Below are 16,103 nucleotides of genomic sequence, written 5' to 3' on the forward strand. Positions count from 1 at the left end.
GTTATTCATCTACATTCCAAACATATACCGATGGTTTCATTTGTCGTTGCCGTGGCCGAAAACGGCGTGATTGGCGCAAAGGGCGAGCTGCCCTGGGGCCGCCTGCCCGCCGACTTGCAGCATTTCAAGCGCCTCACCGTGGGGCACCCCGTGGTGATGGGGCGCCGCACCTTCGACAGTCTCGGCAAGGCCCTGCCCAAGCGGCCCAACATCGTGGTAACGCGCCAGGCCGGCTGGGCCGCGCCCGGCTGCGAAACAGCGGCCTCTGTGCTGGCCGCCTTGGACCGGGCCCGAGCGTTGGATGAGGAAATTTGCGTCATCGGCGGGGGCGAAATCTATAAAGAAGCCCTGCCCGCCGCCGACGTCATCTACCTCACTGAGGTGCACCACGCCTTTGAGGGCGACGCCTTCTTTCCCGCCCTCTCCCCCACCGAATGGCGCGAGGAAACCCGCGAACGTCACGAGGCCGACGAGCAACATGCCTACGCCTTCAGCTTTGTGACGCTCCGGCGGCGTTAAACCCAAAACTGTGTTCAATAAAAAAAGGCAGCCCCGGTTGAAGCTGCCTTTTTTGTTGAACACGGTCTGGTCACTAGCGCATTAGCACCAGCTTGCCCCAGTCGTTTTTGAAGGCTTTATCGCCGGCCGTGGTGCGGTGGCTGAACTGGCCGTTGGGGTCGTCGAGGGCCACGCGGTAGAGGTAGGTGCCGTTGGCGAGGCGGTCGCCGTAGGTGTCGGTGCCGTCCCAAGCGTATTCCGAGATGTTGTTGCCGATGTGCAGCGGGCCCAGCTCGCTCATGAAAATCTCGCGCACCACGCGCCCGGTGAGGCTCATAATCTGGATTTTCATGTTGGTGGGCAGTTGGTCGCCGGTGAGCGTGAACACGAAGCGGGCCTTGCCCACCACCGGGTTGGGGTACGGGTACACGTTGGAAATCTGCGAGGCATTCACCACCTCAAACTTCACCTGGAAATCCTGCGAGCCGGCGGCAGCGTTGCTGGGGTCGCGGCCCTGCACGTGCAGTGTGTACACGCCATCGGCCAGCGGTGCGGCTTTGCCGGGCTCGAAGGTGAGCTTGGCCACGCTGCCGTTGGTGGCATCCACGCTGAAATCCACATTGCTGGCGTTCAGGTTGACCTGCGTGGGCAGGCCCACCTGACCGGGGCTCAGGAGCGACACCGTGAACACCGACCGGTCGGTGATGTGCCGCAGTTTGTCCTCGTCATTCAGCTGAATGTGAATGACCGGGCGCGACGATACCAACTCACCGTTAAGGATGTGGCGGCCGTCGATGGCCACGTCCAGCGTGGGCGGCACGTTGTTGTCAACCACCGAAAAAGCCGATAGGTTGAGCTCGTTGTTAAACAGGTTTACCTCCGGCTGGGGGCGCGGCGTAGGATTCACCGTCACCTTGGCCGTGAAGGTACCAAACCGGCCTATCATCGGGAAATTCACCGGGATGGTGATGGTCGAGTCGCCCTTGAGTTGGCGCGGCGCTGTCACGTACACGGGAGGAAAGGTGGTGCCGTTGCCGGTGTTGCTTACCTCTACTTTGGCGCGTAGTGGCGTGTTGAAATCAAACGGGCTGACGTTTTCAAACACCACCGGAAACTTCAATTCGCCGCCGTTGGCTTGGGCCGTGAGGCTGGCCGGGCTGTAGATGGTGCTGGGAGTAGCCAGGTCGCGGCGCACCACGCCTTCGGGCACGCCCTGATAGGTAATGAACCACTCTTTGAGCTGCGGGGCAACGCGGTTCAGCGTGTCCTGCATCGTCATTTCGAGCTGCATGTACGGGTATTGGGCCGCCGAATACCGGCTCAGCGAGTAGCCGCCGCGACTTGGCGAGCCAGCGGGCACATTGCTCACCAGCACGGTGCTGCGGTTGAGCGAATCGATGCCAATCAGCTTGATTGTGTAGCTGTTGGTGGCGTTGGGACCGCGCTGCACCCAGTGGTAGAGGTTTTCCCAGCTGCGGGCGGGGCCGATGCGTACCGACGTGATGGTGCCGCTCGACGAGGGGGTGCGTACTGTATCAACCAAGCTGATGGTCTGGCTGTAGCGGGGCGCGGCACCGGCTGCCGTGCTCGGCCCCGTTTCGCGGATGAGGCGGCCACCACTGGCCCGCTTCTGGGCCAGCAGGGCAAACGGGTCGCCGTTCTGCAACTGGTTTACCAGTTGCGAGCCCAGCAAGGTGCTGAAGGCCGTGCGCACCGTTGCGAGGCTCGGCCACCGCAGGCGGTTCATGCTCACCACGGCCACGTAAGCCCCATCGGGCACAGCCGCCAGGAAGTTGGCTAGCTGAGCTTGGCGGGCAGCGCTGTTGTTCACAGTATTGGTGGTGTCGGCGGCATTCGCCGGCGTGGCAAAATTGTAGAACACCTGCGCTCCCTGGCCACAAGTGGCCGGCGCCGGCAGCCCGGCAATGGGGCGGAACGTGCGCTGGTCGTACACGGCAATCAGCAGGTTGGCGGTGCTGATGGCGCAGTTGGATGCGTAAGGCGGGTTGAGCGGGTCGGTGAAGATGCCCAGGCCCGAGGCCGTAACCCCCGAAGCCGTGGCAAACGTGGGCACTGCCCCGGGTGCCAAGCCGCCGCCGCGGGTGCTCAGCACCAAGGGATTATTAACAGTGCTGAAATCCCAGCGGCCCGAGGGCGCTACTTCCACGCTCTGGCGCTGGTCGCGCCGGAACTGGGCGTAGTGGCTCTGCGACCATCCGCCCGCCGTGCGGCCCTGAATGATGCGGAACGAACTGACCACCCAGTTGGCGTCTTCGTCGCCGGCCGGGGTCTGGAAGCGCACGCGCCAGTACCACACCACGCTGTCGCGCCCGGCCACCGAGGGCAACGTGGGCCGCCAGCTCGGCGTGAGCGTGGCCGTGACAACGCCCGATACTTGCTTGATGGCCGCGCCACTGTTGAAGGAAGCACTGGTATCGGCCTCGAACTCGTAGCCGCGCGATGCGCCCAGCGGGTCGTTGGTCTGGGCTACCAGGCGGGGCCGGTTGTTGCCCACAATGGCAAACTCCACCGGGTTGAGCGGGGTAAGGCCGCCGCGCAGGAAGGTGTAGTCAATTTGAGCCGTGTTGTTGTTTTCGTTGGCCTCGACTACCCGATTAGCATAGTCGATTTCTACCCGGAAGGTATTCACCCCGAACACATTGACTCCCGGCCGATTAACCAGTCGGAAATCGTAGGTGGCGCTGCCCTGTGGGCCCTGCGGAAAGGACAGCGTGTCGGTGCTAATGGTAGTGCCGTTCACAATGCGAGTCACGCGAATTTGGACCTTATCGGTAGTGACTTTCAGGGGGTTGCTCACGCCAATCATCAGGGAGAAGCTGGTTGACGACGCCGTGACCGTCGTGGCTGGGGCCACCGGCCGAATAGACAGCGTGGAATTGCTCACCTGCAAATCCGGCAGCGGCGGCGCATACAGCGCCACGGCCGGGTCGCCGAGCCACATGGTGCTCAGCATTTGTTCCACCGAGATGAGGTCGTTGGGGTTGAACAAGCCGCCGTTGCTCTGCAGGCGCCGCACGGTTTCGTTATACACCGTCGGAATCGACTTGCCGTACCAGTTGGGATCGTTGAAAAGCAATTGGGTGAGTTGGTCTTTGGCGACATCGAGGTAGGCGTCGTATGATTCACCGGATGAGCCCAGGCACCCAATGGCGCCCTTATTAGCTGAGAAAAGCCAGCTTTCGAAATAGGTAGGGCTGTTGTCGTAAAACAGGCTGGCAGAGGCACAGCCATCAATCATTATCACCGGGTATTTGCCGGGGTTGTTGTAGTTCGGGTTCGAATCAGGGGTGCCAAAATCCAGGCTGAAAGCCGTCGGCGAACCGTGCCCGAAGTAGCTAATCAGGCCCAAACCAGTGGTGAGATAGGACGAAATGTCGGCCGGCACCAGCACCGAATTGCCCGTCGGGTTCACAATGGTCCGCTCGATGGTTGCCACCACTTTCCCGCCAAACAAAGGCCGCTCGACGTGCTGCTTGTACTTGTCGAGGTACGAGCGGAAGAGCGTAAACTCACCCGGGTTCGTTCCGCCGCCCAGGTGCAGCACGTTTTTGCGCCAGGGCTGGTCGCCCGCCAGGTCGTATTCCCGCAGCTTGTTCAGGTATATCATCACCTGGGCCGGGGTAGTCACCGTGAGGCGGCCCGTGCTGAGCTGGGCCGTGAAGTTGTTGTTGGCATAATCGGCTGTCAGCATGTTATCCGACACCGACCGGGAAGAAGTCGGCACCAAATCCAACCCCTGTTCGCCCAGCGCCCTGGGCAGGCTGGCCGTGCCGGAGATATAAGCCCGCCCGCCGGCCGATGGCTGCAGGCCTTTGCCCAGCAGCAGCAAATAGCGGGGCCGGCCCGCCGTGTTGGCAGCGGCAATCCAGCGCGCGAAGTGGCGCATGGCCAGCCACGACCGGTCGCCGTACGTGAACTGGTCGTAGAGCTGGTGGGCCGTCACCATGAGCGTGTCGTAGCGCGCTACGCCGGCCGTGCCGGGGTTGGCGCGGTACGAGGCGTAGGCCAGGGCGGCGTTCTGCGTGCCCGCCGCCGGCTTCATCAGCTGGGGATGCGTGATGATGATGAAATTGGGCTGGGCGGGGTCGATGGTGCGGAAATTGACCCGGCGCGCCGGCAGCGGCGGCCGGGCCGCCGCGCTTTCTTCAGCCAGCAGCAGCCGGTGGGTGGTGCTGGCGTTGGCATTGGGAAACACGAAGCGGCGCCGCGTGCCGGCAGTGGTGCTCAGCACGCGCTGCACGTTGTAGAGGTCCTGCACATCGAAGCCCACCGCTGTGGCCGGTATGGAATCCGTTTCAAATTCGTAGGTAGCCGGGCCCGCCAGCGTCGAGTCGTTTTGGAACAAAACGCTGTGGCGGTTGCGAAACCATCGGTTGGCCTGCGGCACTGTGTAGCGCGCGTAGCACATGTAATAGTTGTCGCCGGCTACGGCCGAGGCGTCCAGCCGGTGCGCCACCGTAAGGCCATTGTTGAAAACGTCGGTGCGCAATAAGGGGAAAGTTTGGCGGTAGCGGCCGCGGCCCGTCCACCGCATCACCCCCAGCGTACGGTAGGTGCCCGCCGCCGATTTGACCCTGATTTCGGCCGCGTGAACCCCGGTATCGGGCGCGAACAGGCCAATTTCCACCGTTGGGTTGAGGCCGGTAGTGGCCACCGCCTGCACCAGCGAATCGGTTCGCTCATCCGAGGTGCCGCCGCCGAAGAAACCCTCGCCCGATTCCAGCCAAGGCAAATAGTTACGCAGTACCGGCGGCGTTTCAATGAAATAATACGTCCTTAGGTTCAGCTGGTTGTGCACGCGGTTCGAGTGCACCGCGCCGCCGGCCGCGGTGGGCTGGGCCATGTGCCGGGCCGTGGTGCCGGCCCGCCAGGTAATGAAGTAGCTGGCCGTGTCGGTATAAAAGCTGTAATAAGGGTGAGGCTGGTCAACCGGATTCTTGTAGAGCTCCGCGTCGAGACGGCCGTCGTTGTGCAGGGCGTAGAACTCCACAAACGACGTGGCGTCCAGCGTGTTCTGATTACCGCCTACGTAGGTGGCAATCTCGTGGCCACGCCGCCAGATTTGCAGCTGGCTGGGGGCCACGCCCGAAATACCGGCCTGCGTCAGGTACTGATAATCGAGCTTGTAGAGGCCGTCCTTGACAATTCTTATCTTGTAATAGGTCTGGCCGGCCACAATCCATTCGTTGCCCACCGGGCCCGACTGCGCCCGCGCCGGGGCCACACTCAGTCCCAGAAACAGGACCATAAGCCCCAAAGCCAACCGCTGCAACGACTGCAAGTAGTTTTTAAGCATAACAATAACTAAATGGTAGAGAACGAATTTACTTCCCGTACGCAGATTTGATGCGCCGGTAGCCGCCGAATGATTTATTTAAAGCTGTAGCCCAGCGACACAATCAGCGAGTTGGTTTGCGAGGTGTTGCCCAGCTTCTCGACGGCCAGGCGCGAGAGAGCCAAATCGACCCGCAGGCCGCTGATGGCCACGCCGGCCCCGAGGCTGTATTGGCCTTTCCAGCTGCTGTCGTAGTCGCCGTTAGCGTTTTTGGTGAAGCTCTGGATTTTCTGGTAGTTGCCCACGCCGCCGCGCAGAAACACCAGGTTTTTGTAGCCCAGCTCCAGGCCCACGCGCGGGTCTACGCTCACGGCTTTGCTCGACACCAGGGTGTTGCGCTGGCCGTCGGTAGTGGCCTCAAAGTCGGCGGCCAGCAGGGCCGAGAACTGCTTGGGCAGCTCCACGCGGCGCCCCACACCCAATACGAAGCGCGGCAGGGTGATTTCGGCGCTGTTGGTCGGGATGGCGTCCACGCCGTTGGCGGCGGTGTTGTTGATGCCTTTCTGGTACTCGTCGGCGTTGATGGTCCACTGCGTGAACGTGGTGGTGATGTCGCGCGCCATCAAACCCAGGTTCCAGCCTTTGTGGTTGTACTGCAGGCCCGCGTCGATGCCAAAGCCGTAGCCGTGGGCAAAGCTGCCGATGTTGCGGTAAATGATTTTGGCATTGGCGCCCACGCTCAAGCCCTCCACTTTCTCAATTTTGCGGGCGTACGACAGCAGCAGCGCGTAATCGGCCACCGAGAAGTAGGTGATTTTGTCGTAGTGCACGCCGCCGTACTCATCGAGCAGGGCGCGGGTGTCGGCAATGTTGTCGACGCCCAGGCGCATCACGCTCACGCCGATGGCGCTTTTGCTGTCGAGCGGCGTGGAGAAGGCGGCGTAGTCGTTTTTCACCACGCCCGAAAACAGCTCGGAGTGCATCAGCACGCCGTCGTATTTGCGGGTTTGGTTGGCCAGGCCGGCGGGGTTCCAGTAGCCGGCGGTGGCATCGGTAGCCAGGCTCACCTGCACCTTGCCCATGCCCAGGGCGCGGGCCCCCACGCCGAGGTTGAGAAATTCGTTGCTGTATTTGGGCGTTTTGGTTTGCGCGGCCGCGGGCAGCGCGAGCGCAACCGTAGCACCGACGACCAGCAGCCCGCGGGCGGCAGAGGAAAGTTGGGACATAAAAGAGGGAAAGGGAAAGTTTCGCGCCGTCGCAACGCAAGTTACTCCAAGTTAGTGCGTCTGGCCCGCGAATTTCGGGCCAATAATGCATTCTCGCCGGCCTCAGCAACCTACGACTCGGCAGGCGCTCTGGGTTGGCACCGCGCGGGCGGCTGACACGGCTCAGCTTGCCGGGTCCGGACTGGTGATTTGGCCTCTCCGTTCTTCGGTAAACCGGGAATCCTGAAAAATTATTGAAAATTTTTAGGCTGATAATCAGCTATTAACAGAATATTATTTATGCTTCACGAGAATTATTCATCCAGTACCTTGCGTTACAAAGTACCTACTATACATTTGTACTGTTTCTCACCCACTAGTAATTCACACCGCCCATGAAACTCGAGAACACCCAGGTTCAGATGCGCAAGGGAATCCTTGAGTTCTGCATCCTGGAAATCATCGCCCGCGGCGAAGCCTACGCCTCCGACATGCTGGAGGAGCTGACTTCGGCCCGCATGATAGTGGTGGAGGGCACGCTCTACCCGCTGCTGACCCGCCTCAAGAATGCTGCCCTGCTCGACTATGTCTGGAAGGAAAGCACCAGCGGCCCGCCCCGCAAGTACTACACCCTCACCGACGAGGGCCGGAAATTCTTGGAGGAATTGCGCGATACCTGGGAGGAAATGGCCACCTCGGTGGGCATCATCCGCCACAGCCGGCCCCCCGGCGACATTCGTTAATCCTGCCTCTTTTTCTGCTTCACTCACCAGCATTCAATTGGCCCGTTCGGCCTTCTTTCAGATGAAAAAGAACATCAGTATCAACCTGCAAGGCATCATCTTCCACATCGAGGAAGACGGTTTCGACGTCCTTAGCCGCTACCTGGCCGAGGTGAAAGCCCACTTTGCCAACTACCGCGGCCACGAGGACATTGTGGCCGACATTGAGGGCCGCATTGCCGAGCTGTTTGCGGCCCGCCTCTCGCCCATGCAGCAGGTCATCAGCCTGGACGATGTAAACGCCATGACGGCCAAGATGGGCCGCGTGAGCGACTTCGCCCCCGACGCCGACGAAGACGACGAGGAAGTTGGGTCGGCTTACACGGCCGGTGCGGCCACCAGCGCCAATGCCTCGGCCGGGTTTGGCCGCGCTGCTAGTGCCACCGTGCCCCCCGTGGCCCCCGGCACGGGCACCGCCGATACCGGCGAGCCCAAGCGCCTGTACCGCGACATGGCCAACCGCAAGATTGCGGGCGTGGCCGCTGGTATTGCCCAGTATTTCGCCGTGAACCCGCTCTGGATTCGCCTGGCCTTCGTGTTTGGCACCATCTTTTTGCCAGCCAGCAACATCTGGATGCGCCACAACTTGCGGGTCGATTTCGGCGGCTGGGTGGTGCTGGGCTACATCATCCTCTGGATTTTGCTGCCCAAGCGCTACGACGCCCCTGCCCACCCCGAGGCGCTGCTGAACTCGGGCCCGCTGGCCGGCCGCCGCTTGTTTCGCGACACCGGCACCGGCAAAGTAGCCGGCGTGGCGGCCGGCCTGGCCGCCTACTTCAACATCGATGTGACGCTGGTGCGCGTGCTTATGCTGGCCGGCCTGTTTGCCGGGGGCTTCACCTTCCTGCTCTACATCATTCTCTGGATAGTATTGCCCGAGGCCAAAACGGTCTCGGACAAGCTGCGTATGCGCGGCGATGCCATCACGCTGGAAAGCTTCGACAGCAGCGCCCGCAACAACGCTTTCGCCGACGGTCCCGTGACCACCAATCGCCCCGTGGGTGCGTTTGTGGAAGACGCGGCCCGGGGCCTGCGCCCGGCCGTCGATTTCGTGGGCTCGGCCATTCGAGTGGTAGCAGGCATCCTGCTCACCATCAGCGGGTTTGGCATGCTACTGGCGCTGGCCATTTTCCTAGGCGCGAGCATTGGCCTGTTTCCCAATGCTGAAAACATGATTTTCACCCACGTGCTGCTGCATGGCGTGCCGGCCTGGGGTTTGCTGGCCGGCTTCCTGGCTATGGGTATTCCGGCGCTGGCCCTGCTGCTGGGCGGCCTGAACCTGCTCTTCCGCCGCTCCCTGATGACGCGCACCGTGGGTTTGTCGCTGCTCGGGCTCTGGTTGCTGAGCATAGTGGGCGTGACGGTGGCCGGGGTGCGGCAAAACCGCAATTTTCAGTACGAAGCCGAAGTGGAGCAGTTGGAACAATTCTCCAAGCTGACCACCCCGGTGGTTATGCTCGACGCGCGCCACGTGGACCGCGACTGGGACCAGCACGTGGACGTGAACATCGCCGCCGCCGATAGCGGCAAAGTAGTGGAAGTGCTGCGCACCCTGCGCGCCAAAGGCGTGAACGAAGCCGAAGCCCGCCGCACGGCCCTCACCACCATCGACTACACGGTTCGGCCCAGCGGCGATTCTTCGCTGGTGTTCGACGACCATTTCTCCTTCCTGCCCAACTCAGCTTTCCGCAAGCAGGAGCTGAGCCTCACCATCCGCCTGCCCCGTGACCGCACCTTCCGCCTGAGCCACAGCTTTGCGCACGACATCCTCGATGAAGACGACTTCGTGGGCAACCGGCGCCCCGAAGACCCCGAAACCCACCGCTACCGCCTGCGCGGCAACAAGCTGGAATGCATTGGCTGCACCGACGAGCAGCTGGGCCGCGACGAAGACAACGACGACGATTCCGACGTGAACATCAACATCGACAGCGACAACAACGACGAGGGCGACAGCAGCGACGAGAGCGACGACAGCAGCCGCGGGGCCTCGGCCTTCAGCACCGACATGAACAGCTACGGCCCCGACCGCCGCTCGTTCGAGGAAACCGGCTTTACCCGGGTGAGCGCCGTGGGCGGCTACCGGGTGGTGATTCGGCGCGGCGACGCCTTCAAAATCGAAGCCGGCGGCGACAAGGACGTGCTCAACGACCTGCGCGTGGAACGCGACGGCGACGAGTTGCAAATCAAGCCCCGCAACAGCGGCTCTTTCCTCGACCGCAACTGGAACCGCAACGAGCGCAAAGCCCTCATCCGCATCGAGATGCCCGCCGTGGACCACCTGGAGCTGGCCGGTGGCATCGCGGCCGACCTCGGCGGCTTCGAGCGCCAGGAGCGACTGGACGTGTCGCAGGCCGGGGCCACTTCGCTGAACCTGAACGGCGATTACGGCACGCTCAAGATTGGCCAGGCCGGCGCCTGCCGCACCACCGCCACGGGCCGCGCCGACGAGCTGAAGCTGGACGCCGCCATGGCCTGCGAGCTGGCCGCCGCCAACCTGCAGGCCCGCAACGCCGACCTCGACCTGGCCGCCGCCTGCAAAGCCCGCGTCAACGTGAGCGAATCGCTGAAAGGCAACGCCATCGGCGCCAGCAAAATCACGTACAGCGGCAAGCCGAAAATCGTGAAGCTGGAATCGGTGGGCGCTTCGAGCATCAAACGCCTTTAAGCCAAAATTTTCTAGGTTAAGAAATTAATCGCAGGCAACCCCATTCCCGTAAACCGCATCTATCCCCCCGAAACCAAGAAGCCAGGCTTAGTTTGGTGAGTGAACGACGCCTCCTTCCGGAGCCAGCCCTTTGGCCGCCCCCTGCTGCAACAGGAAGGCCATGGCTGGCTCCATTTCGTTGGTGATAATGCCATCGAGAATGGCTTCCATCACGGCTTCTTTCAGCTCGCCCACTTGGCGCGAAGGCTTCAGCCCGAAGGTTTCCATGATGATTTCGCCGGTGATGACCGGGCGGAAGCTGCGCAGGTGGTCCTTTTCTTCCACCTCTTTCAACTTCTCTTCCACCTCCGCGAAGTTGCGCAAATACCGCTCCTTGCGGGTGTGGTCTTTGCTCGTGATGTCAGCCCGGCACAGCAGCATGAGCCGGTCAATATCCTCGCCGGCTTCGAACAGTAGGCGGCGCACGGCCGAGTCCGTCACCGTTTCCTTCACCAGCGCAATGGGGCGCAGGTGCAGCCGCACCAGCTTCTGCACCATGCGCATCTCCTCGCCCAGCGGCAGTTTCAGGTCGGTGAAGATGCCGGGCACCCAGCGCGCGCCCTTGTCCTCGTGGCCGTGGAAAGTCCAGCCCACGTTGGGGAAGTAGCGCTTGGTGGCGGGTTTGGCGATGTCGTGCAGCACGGCGGCCCAGCGCAGCCACAGGTCGCCGCCGGCGTTGGCCACGTTGTCCAGGACTTGCAGCGTGTGGTAAAAATTGTCCTTGTGGGCGTGGTTGCCCACTTTCTCCACGCCGTGCAGCAGCGCCATCTTCGGGAAGATGAGCTGCAAGAGCCCTGTCTGGAATAGCAGCTTGAACCCGTAGCTCGGCGTGGGCGACTCGATTATCTTATTCAGCTCGACGGTAATCCGCTCCTGCGACACAATCTTTATCCGGTCCTTATTCCGGATAATGGCGTCGAACGTATCGGGCTCAATATCAAAGTTGAGCTGCGAGGCAAAGCGCACAGCGCGCATCATCCGCAGCGGGTCGTCAGAAAATGTCACGTCCGGCCCCAACGGCGTACGGATGGTTTTGCTGGCCAGGTCCTTCATGCCCTCGTAGCGGTCCACCAGCTCCCCAAAATTTTCCGGGTTTAGGCTCAGGCCTAGGGCGTTGATAGTGAAGTCGCGGCGAGCCAAATCCTCTTCCAGCGTGCCGGCCTGCACCTCGGGTTTGCGGCTTTCGGCGCGGTAGCTCTCTTTGCGGGCGCCCACAAACTCAATATCGCCGGCTTCCTTAGTAGGTAGCATGGCCGTGCCGAAGTTCTTGAACACCTGCACCCGCCCGCGGCCTTTCAGCTTGGCACCCACGGCTTGGGCCAGCGCAATGCCATCGCCTACGGTCACCACGTCAATGTCCTTGCTCTCGCGCCCCAGCGCCAAATCGCGCACGTAGCCGCCGATGACGTAGGCCGGCTGTTTCAGTTCAGCCGCCGCTTCGGCGATGGTGCGAAAAATGGGCAGTTCGGGCAGTTTTGGCGTGTTCATGGGCGCAAAGGTAAAAATGTAGGGGCGGGGCCTGCCCCCGCCCGTCGTAGAACATCGTTCCAAAACGTTTTTCAACGATTCGGGCGGGGGCAGGCCCCGCCCCTACTCCCGCACCACTTCCAGCTTCCCGCCTTCGGCCAGCCGCACCACCCGCGAGGGCGCAGTGCGGGTATCGTCATCCTGCCGCCAGTTCACCACGTGGTCGGCTCCGCGCACGATGGCCGCATCCACTTCCGAATACACGGCCGGCGTGGGCTCCCCGGCTTTATTGGCCGACGTTGAAACCAGACCGTGGCCCAGCCGCCGCACCACTTTGTGGCAAAACTCATCCTTCACCACGCGCAGGCCCACGGTGCCGTCAGGGGCCACCAGTTCTGGTGCCACGGCCTTGCTGGCGGGCAGGATGTAGGTGGTCGGACGCGTGTCGGAGGCCAAGAGGGTTTCTAGCTCGGCCGGTACTTCGGCGGCGTAGCGCTTGAGCATGGCCAAATCGGCTACCAGTACGATACTGGGCTTGCCGGCCTCGCGGCCCTTCAGTTTATAGAGCTGCTGCACGGCCGGCGGCGCTTCGGCATCGCAGCCCACGCCCCACACCGTATCGGTGGGGTAGAGAATGACTTGCTGGAGCAAGAGGGCATCGACAGCGGCATCTACTTCTTGTTGGAAACGGTTCATGGCGTAGCGCGGACTCTTAGTACGCGAGTTAAGACATTATAGGTTAGATGTTTCAGCAAGCAATTCCGTCGCGGACTAAAAGTCCGCGCTACCTCGCGCTACTTAACGGTCTGGCACAATTCCACCAGTACGCCGGCCGCGCTTTTCGGATGCACAAAGCACACCAGCTTGTTGTCGGCCCCGCGCTTGGGTTCTTCATTCAGCAGCACGAAGCCCTCCCCTTTCAGCCGCGCCATCTCAGCCCGAATATCATCGACCTCAAAAGCTACGTGGTGAATGCCTTCGGGCTTCTTGCTCAGGAATTTCGTGATGGCGCTATCGGGCGAAGTACCGGCCAGCAACTCAATTTTCGACCCGCCGACCTGGAAGAAAACGGTATCGACGGCCTCGCTGGCCACGTGCTCCTTCTTGTAAGGGGCCGCGCCGAGCAGCGTGGTGTAGAGCGCCGTGGCGGCTTCGAGGTCGTGCACGGCCAGGCCGAGGTGTTCAAGATTGGTAAACATGGCGAATTGAAAAGAGCGGGCTGGGCGCCGCTGAGGTAGAAAATGCCGGTTTTCGCCGAGCATTTTGGCCCGGCGCCGAAAGTCGGCGCATTTCCTTATTTAGATTGTATCTACTTTTGTGGGACCAAAGAAAACTGATTGGCCCCGAACCATGTTCTAGGCAGGTATCGGCTCCTTGCTGGTTTCCCACTTGTCACTACTGCTGCGCGCAATGCTTAAGCTCCCCATTTACCTCGATAACAACGCCACCACGCCGCTCGACCCGCGCGTGCTGGAGGCCATGATGCCCTACCTGACCGACGTGTTCGGCAACGCGGCTTCCCGCAACCACCCCTTCGGCTGGGCCGCTGAGGAAGGCGTGGACTACGCCCGCGAGCAAATCGCCAAGCTCATCAACTGCGACCCCAAGGAAATCATCTTCACCTCGGGCGCTACCGAGTCGGACAACCTGGGCATCAAGGGTGTGTTCGAGATGTACAGCCAGAAAGGCAACCACGTCATCACTGCCACCACCGAGCACAAAGCCGTGCTCGATACCTGCAAGCACATCGAGAAGCTCGGCGGCAAGGTAACCTACCTGCCCGTCGATGAAAAAGGCCTCATCAGCCTCGCCGACCTCGAAGCCGCCATGACGCCCCAGACCATTCTGGTGACTATCATGTACGGCAACAACGAGACGGGCACCATCCAGCCCATCCGCGAAATCGCCAAAATTGCCCACGCCCACGGCGCTCTGTTCATGACGGACGGCACCCAGGCCGTGGGTAAAATCCCGGTCGACGTCATTGCCGATGGCATCGACATCATGGCCTTCACGGCCCACAAAATGTACGGCCCGAAAGGCGTGGGCGCCCTCTACGTGCGTCGCAAGAACCCTCGGGTGAAAGTGACCGCCCAGATGGACGGCGGCGGCCACGAGCGCGGCATGCGCTCCGGCACCCTCAACGTGCCCGGCATCGTGGGCCTGGGCAAGGCTTGCGAGCTGGCCCGCCTGGAAATGGCGGCCGACACCGCCCGCCTGAGCGCCATGCGCGACCGCCTCGAAAAGGAGCTCACCACGCTGGAAGAAAGCTACATCAATGGCTCGGTGGAGCACCGCCTGCCGCACGTCACCAATATCAGCTTCAAATATGTAGAAGGCGAAGGCCTGATGATGGGTGTGAAGGACCTGGCCGTATCGTCGGGCTCGGCTTGTACTTCGGCTTCGCTGGAGCCCAGCTACGTGCTCAAGGCCCTGGGCCTGAGCGACGACCTGGCCCACAGCAGCCTGCGCTTCGGCCTGAGCCGCTTCACTACCGACGAGCAAATCGACTATGCCATCAACCACGTAAAAGAGGCCGTGACCAAGCTCCGCGAAATGTCGCCCCTGTGGGAGATGTTCAAAGAAGGCGTCGACTTGAGCAAAATCGAGTGGGCGGAACATTAATTTTTTAGTCGTCAGTTGGCAGTTGTTTGTTGTTAGCTTGCTAATGGTAAACACGTTTAAAACTGACAACCGACAACTAACAACTAACAACTAATAACAAAAAAGCCATGGCTTACTCCGATAAGGTAATCGACCATTACAGCAACCCCCGCAACGTGGGCACGCTGGACAAAAGCAAAAAGAACGTAGGCACCGGCCTCGTGGGCGCCCCCGAGTGCGGCGACGTGATGCGCCTGCAAATCGAGGTGGACGAAGCCACCAACACCATCACCGACGCCAAGTTCAAGACGTTCGGCTGCGGCTCGGCCATCGCCTCATCGTCGCTCGCAACGGAGTGGCTGAAAGGCAAAACCGTGGACGAGGCTTTGGCCATCGACAACATGGAGATTGTGGAGGAACTGGCCCTGCCGCCCGTGAAAATCCACTGCTCGGTGCTGGCCGAAGATGCCATCAAGTCGGCCATCTCGGATTACCGCGTGAAAAACGGTCTGCCCGCGCTGGAGCTGTCGCACCACTAATCAGGCAGAATTCGTCATCCTGAGCGTAGCGAAGGACCTTATCACATTAGCGCGAAAATCGTGCATTCGTGATAAGGTCCTTCGCTGCGCTCAGGATGACGTTTTTTTTTGCGCTTTTACTACCCATTATTTGACAATGGACGAATTTGACATTGCCCGGCTGGAGCGCGAAATTCGGCAGTACCTGGGTTTGGAGCCCGCGCAGCTGCAGTTTGAGTTTCGGGAGCTGGAAGGCCAGACGCGGCTGGATTTGATAACGGTGAACCCGCGCCACCAGCAAAGCTTCCTGTTCCGCTACGAAACCGGGCGCGACCAAGTGGATTGCCTGGAAAAGATGCTGGCTTATGTGAAGCGGTTCCGGGACATGGAAAGCTCCTACACGGTGCAGTGGAGTGCCCGCAACGACCGGGAATTGCACACCTCCTACTTCCGGGCGCACAACGTATATGAGGCGTTGGACAAGCTCTATTTCGGCCGCGACCTGAACACCATTACTGTGTTTAGCTTGGTGCTGAATCCGAGCTCGTGAGGGCCGGAATGAAATATTTAGCGGGCGAGCGAACAAAGAAATTCGCCACCTTGTTTATAATGTGTCTAAATTGCGAGTCCATTCAGCTTGCTTCTAAGCCTGAACGGCCCCGCTCCTACTGCCATGATTACCGTTTCTGATAAAGCCAAAGAAAAAGTTTCGCGCCTGATGAGCGACGCTCACCTGGATGACACCTACCGCCTGCGCGCCTCGGTGGCCGGCGGAGGCTGCTCGGGCCTGAGTTACAAGCTGGATTTCGACAACGAGGTGCGGCCGATGGACCAGGAATTTGAGGACAAGGGCGTGCGCGTGGTGGTGGATATGAAAAGCTTCCTCTACCTGGCCGGCACTGAGCTGGATTTCTCCGACGGCCTCAACGGCAAGGGCTTCCAGTTCAACAACCCCAACGCATCGCGCGAGTGCGGCTGCGGCGAGAGCTTCTCGGTGTAAGCCTGCTTTATTTCAGCCTAGTGAAT

The 16,103-nt window shown here is 61.1% G+C and carries 12 protein-coding genes; 7 read left to right on the forward strand and 5 right to left on the reverse strand.

Annotated features, from left to right (window positions below; genetic code table 11):
• Positions 1–30: 30 nt before the first annotated feature.
• Entirely contained in the window at positions 31–519 is a 489-nt protein-coding gene (locus Q4S41_RS06730) for a dihydrofolate reductase (protein WP_305030337.1), read from the forward strand.
• 73 nt (positions 520–592) lie between these two features.
• Here Q4S41_RS06730 and porU2 read toward each other — a convergent pair whose 3' ends face one another.
• The gene (gene porU2 / locus Q4S41_RS06735; RefSeq protein WP_305030338.1) at positions 593–5,815 is read right to left on the reverse strand and encodes a putative type IX secretion system sortase PorU2; all 5,223 of its coding nucleotides are present in this window, start codon (positions 5,813–5,815) and stop codon (positions 593–595) included.
• Between the two features lie 74 nt (positions 5,816–5,889).
• On the reverse strand, positions 5,890–7,020 hold the full coding sequence (locus tag Q4S41_RS06740) for a putative type IX sorting system protein PorV2 (protein WP_305030339.1): 1,131 nt from the start codon (positions 7,018–7,020) through the stop codon (positions 5,890–5,892).
• Between the two features lie 374 nt (positions 7,021–7,394).
• On the opposite strand from Q4S41_RS06740, the gene Q4S41_RS06745 reads away from it, so the two are divergent.
• Together Q4S41_RS06745 and Q4S41_RS06750 are read left to right on the forward strand one after the other, a co-directional pair.
• Positions 7,395–7,742, forward strand: a complete 348-nt coding sequence (locus Q4S41_RS06745; RefSeq protein ID WP_305030340.1) for a PadR family transcriptional regulator — start codon at positions 7,395–7,397, stop codon at positions 7,740–7,742.
• Positions 7,743–7,803: 61 nt separating this feature from the next.
• The gene (locus Q4S41_RS06750; RefSeq protein ID WP_305030341.1) at positions 7,804–10,449 is read left to right on the forward strand and encodes a PspC domain-containing protein; all 2,646 of its coding nucleotides are present in this window, start codon (positions 7,804–7,806) and stop codon (positions 10,447–10,449) included.
• Positions 10,450–10,536: 87 nt separating this feature from the next.
• Here the strand turns inward: Q4S41_RS06750 and Q4S41_RS06755 are convergent, their stop codons facing one another.
• The 3 genes from Q4S41_RS06755 to mce all read right to left on the reverse strand — a co-directional run bounded on the left by Q4S41_RS06755 (position 10,537) and on the right by mce (position 13,154).
• A complete protein-coding gene (locus Q4S41_RS06755) occupies positions 10,537–11,976 on the reverse strand; it encodes a CCA tRNA nucleotidyltransferase (protein ID WP_305030342.1) in 1,440 nt (479 codons plus the stop codon).
• A gap of 102 nt (positions 11,977–12,078) precedes the next feature.
• Positions 12,079–12,651 (reverse strand): L-threonylcarbamoyladenylate synthase, encoded by a 573-nt coding sequence (locus Q4S41_RS06760; protein ID WP_305030343.1) that lies wholly within the window; start codon positions 12,649–12,651, stop codon positions 12,079–12,081.
• Between the two features lie 98 nt (positions 12,652–12,749).
• Positions 12,750–13,154 (reverse strand): methylmalonyl-CoA epimerase, encoded by a 405-nt coding sequence (mce, locus tag Q4S41_RS06765; protein ID WP_305030344.1) that lies wholly within the window; start codon positions 13,152–13,154, stop codon positions 12,750–12,752.
• Between the two features lie 211 nt (positions 13,155–13,365).
• Here mce and Q4S41_RS06770 point away from each other — a divergent pair, with 211 nt between their 5' ends.
• The 4 genes from Q4S41_RS06770 to Q4S41_RS06785 all read left to right on the forward strand — a co-directional run bounded on the left by Q4S41_RS06770 (position 13,366) and on the right by Q4S41_RS06785 (position 16,077).
• Complete coding sequence (locus tag Q4S41_RS06770; RefSeq protein WP_305030345.1) at positions 13,366–14,580, forward strand: IscS subfamily cysteine desulfurase; 1,215 nt, start codon at positions 13,366–13,368, stop codon at positions 14,578–14,580.
• A gap of 107 nt (positions 14,581–14,687) precedes the next feature.
• Complete coding sequence (gene iscU, locus Q4S41_RS06775) at positions 14,688–15,098, forward strand: Fe-S cluster assembly scaffold IscU (RefSeq protein WP_190923982.1); 411 nt, start codon at positions 14,688–14,690, stop codon at positions 15,096–15,098.
• Between the two features lie 136 nt (positions 15,099–15,234).
• On the forward strand, positions 15,235–15,627 hold the full coding sequence (locus Q4S41_RS06780) for a hypothetical protein (protein WP_305030346.1): 393 nt from the start codon (positions 15,235–15,237) through the stop codon (positions 15,625–15,627).
• Positions 15,628–15,750: 123 nt separating this feature from the next.
• On the forward strand, positions 15,751–16,077 hold the full coding sequence (locus Q4S41_RS06785) for a HesB/IscA family protein (protein ID WP_305030347.1): 327 nt from the start codon (positions 15,751–15,753) through the stop codon (positions 16,075–16,077).
• Positions 16,078–16,103: the final 26 nt, after the last annotated feature.

Source organism: Hymenobacter convexus (genome assembly GCF_030580955.1).
Lineage (GTDB): Bacteria > Bacteroidota > Bacteroidia > Cytophagales > Hymenobacteraceae > Hymenobacter.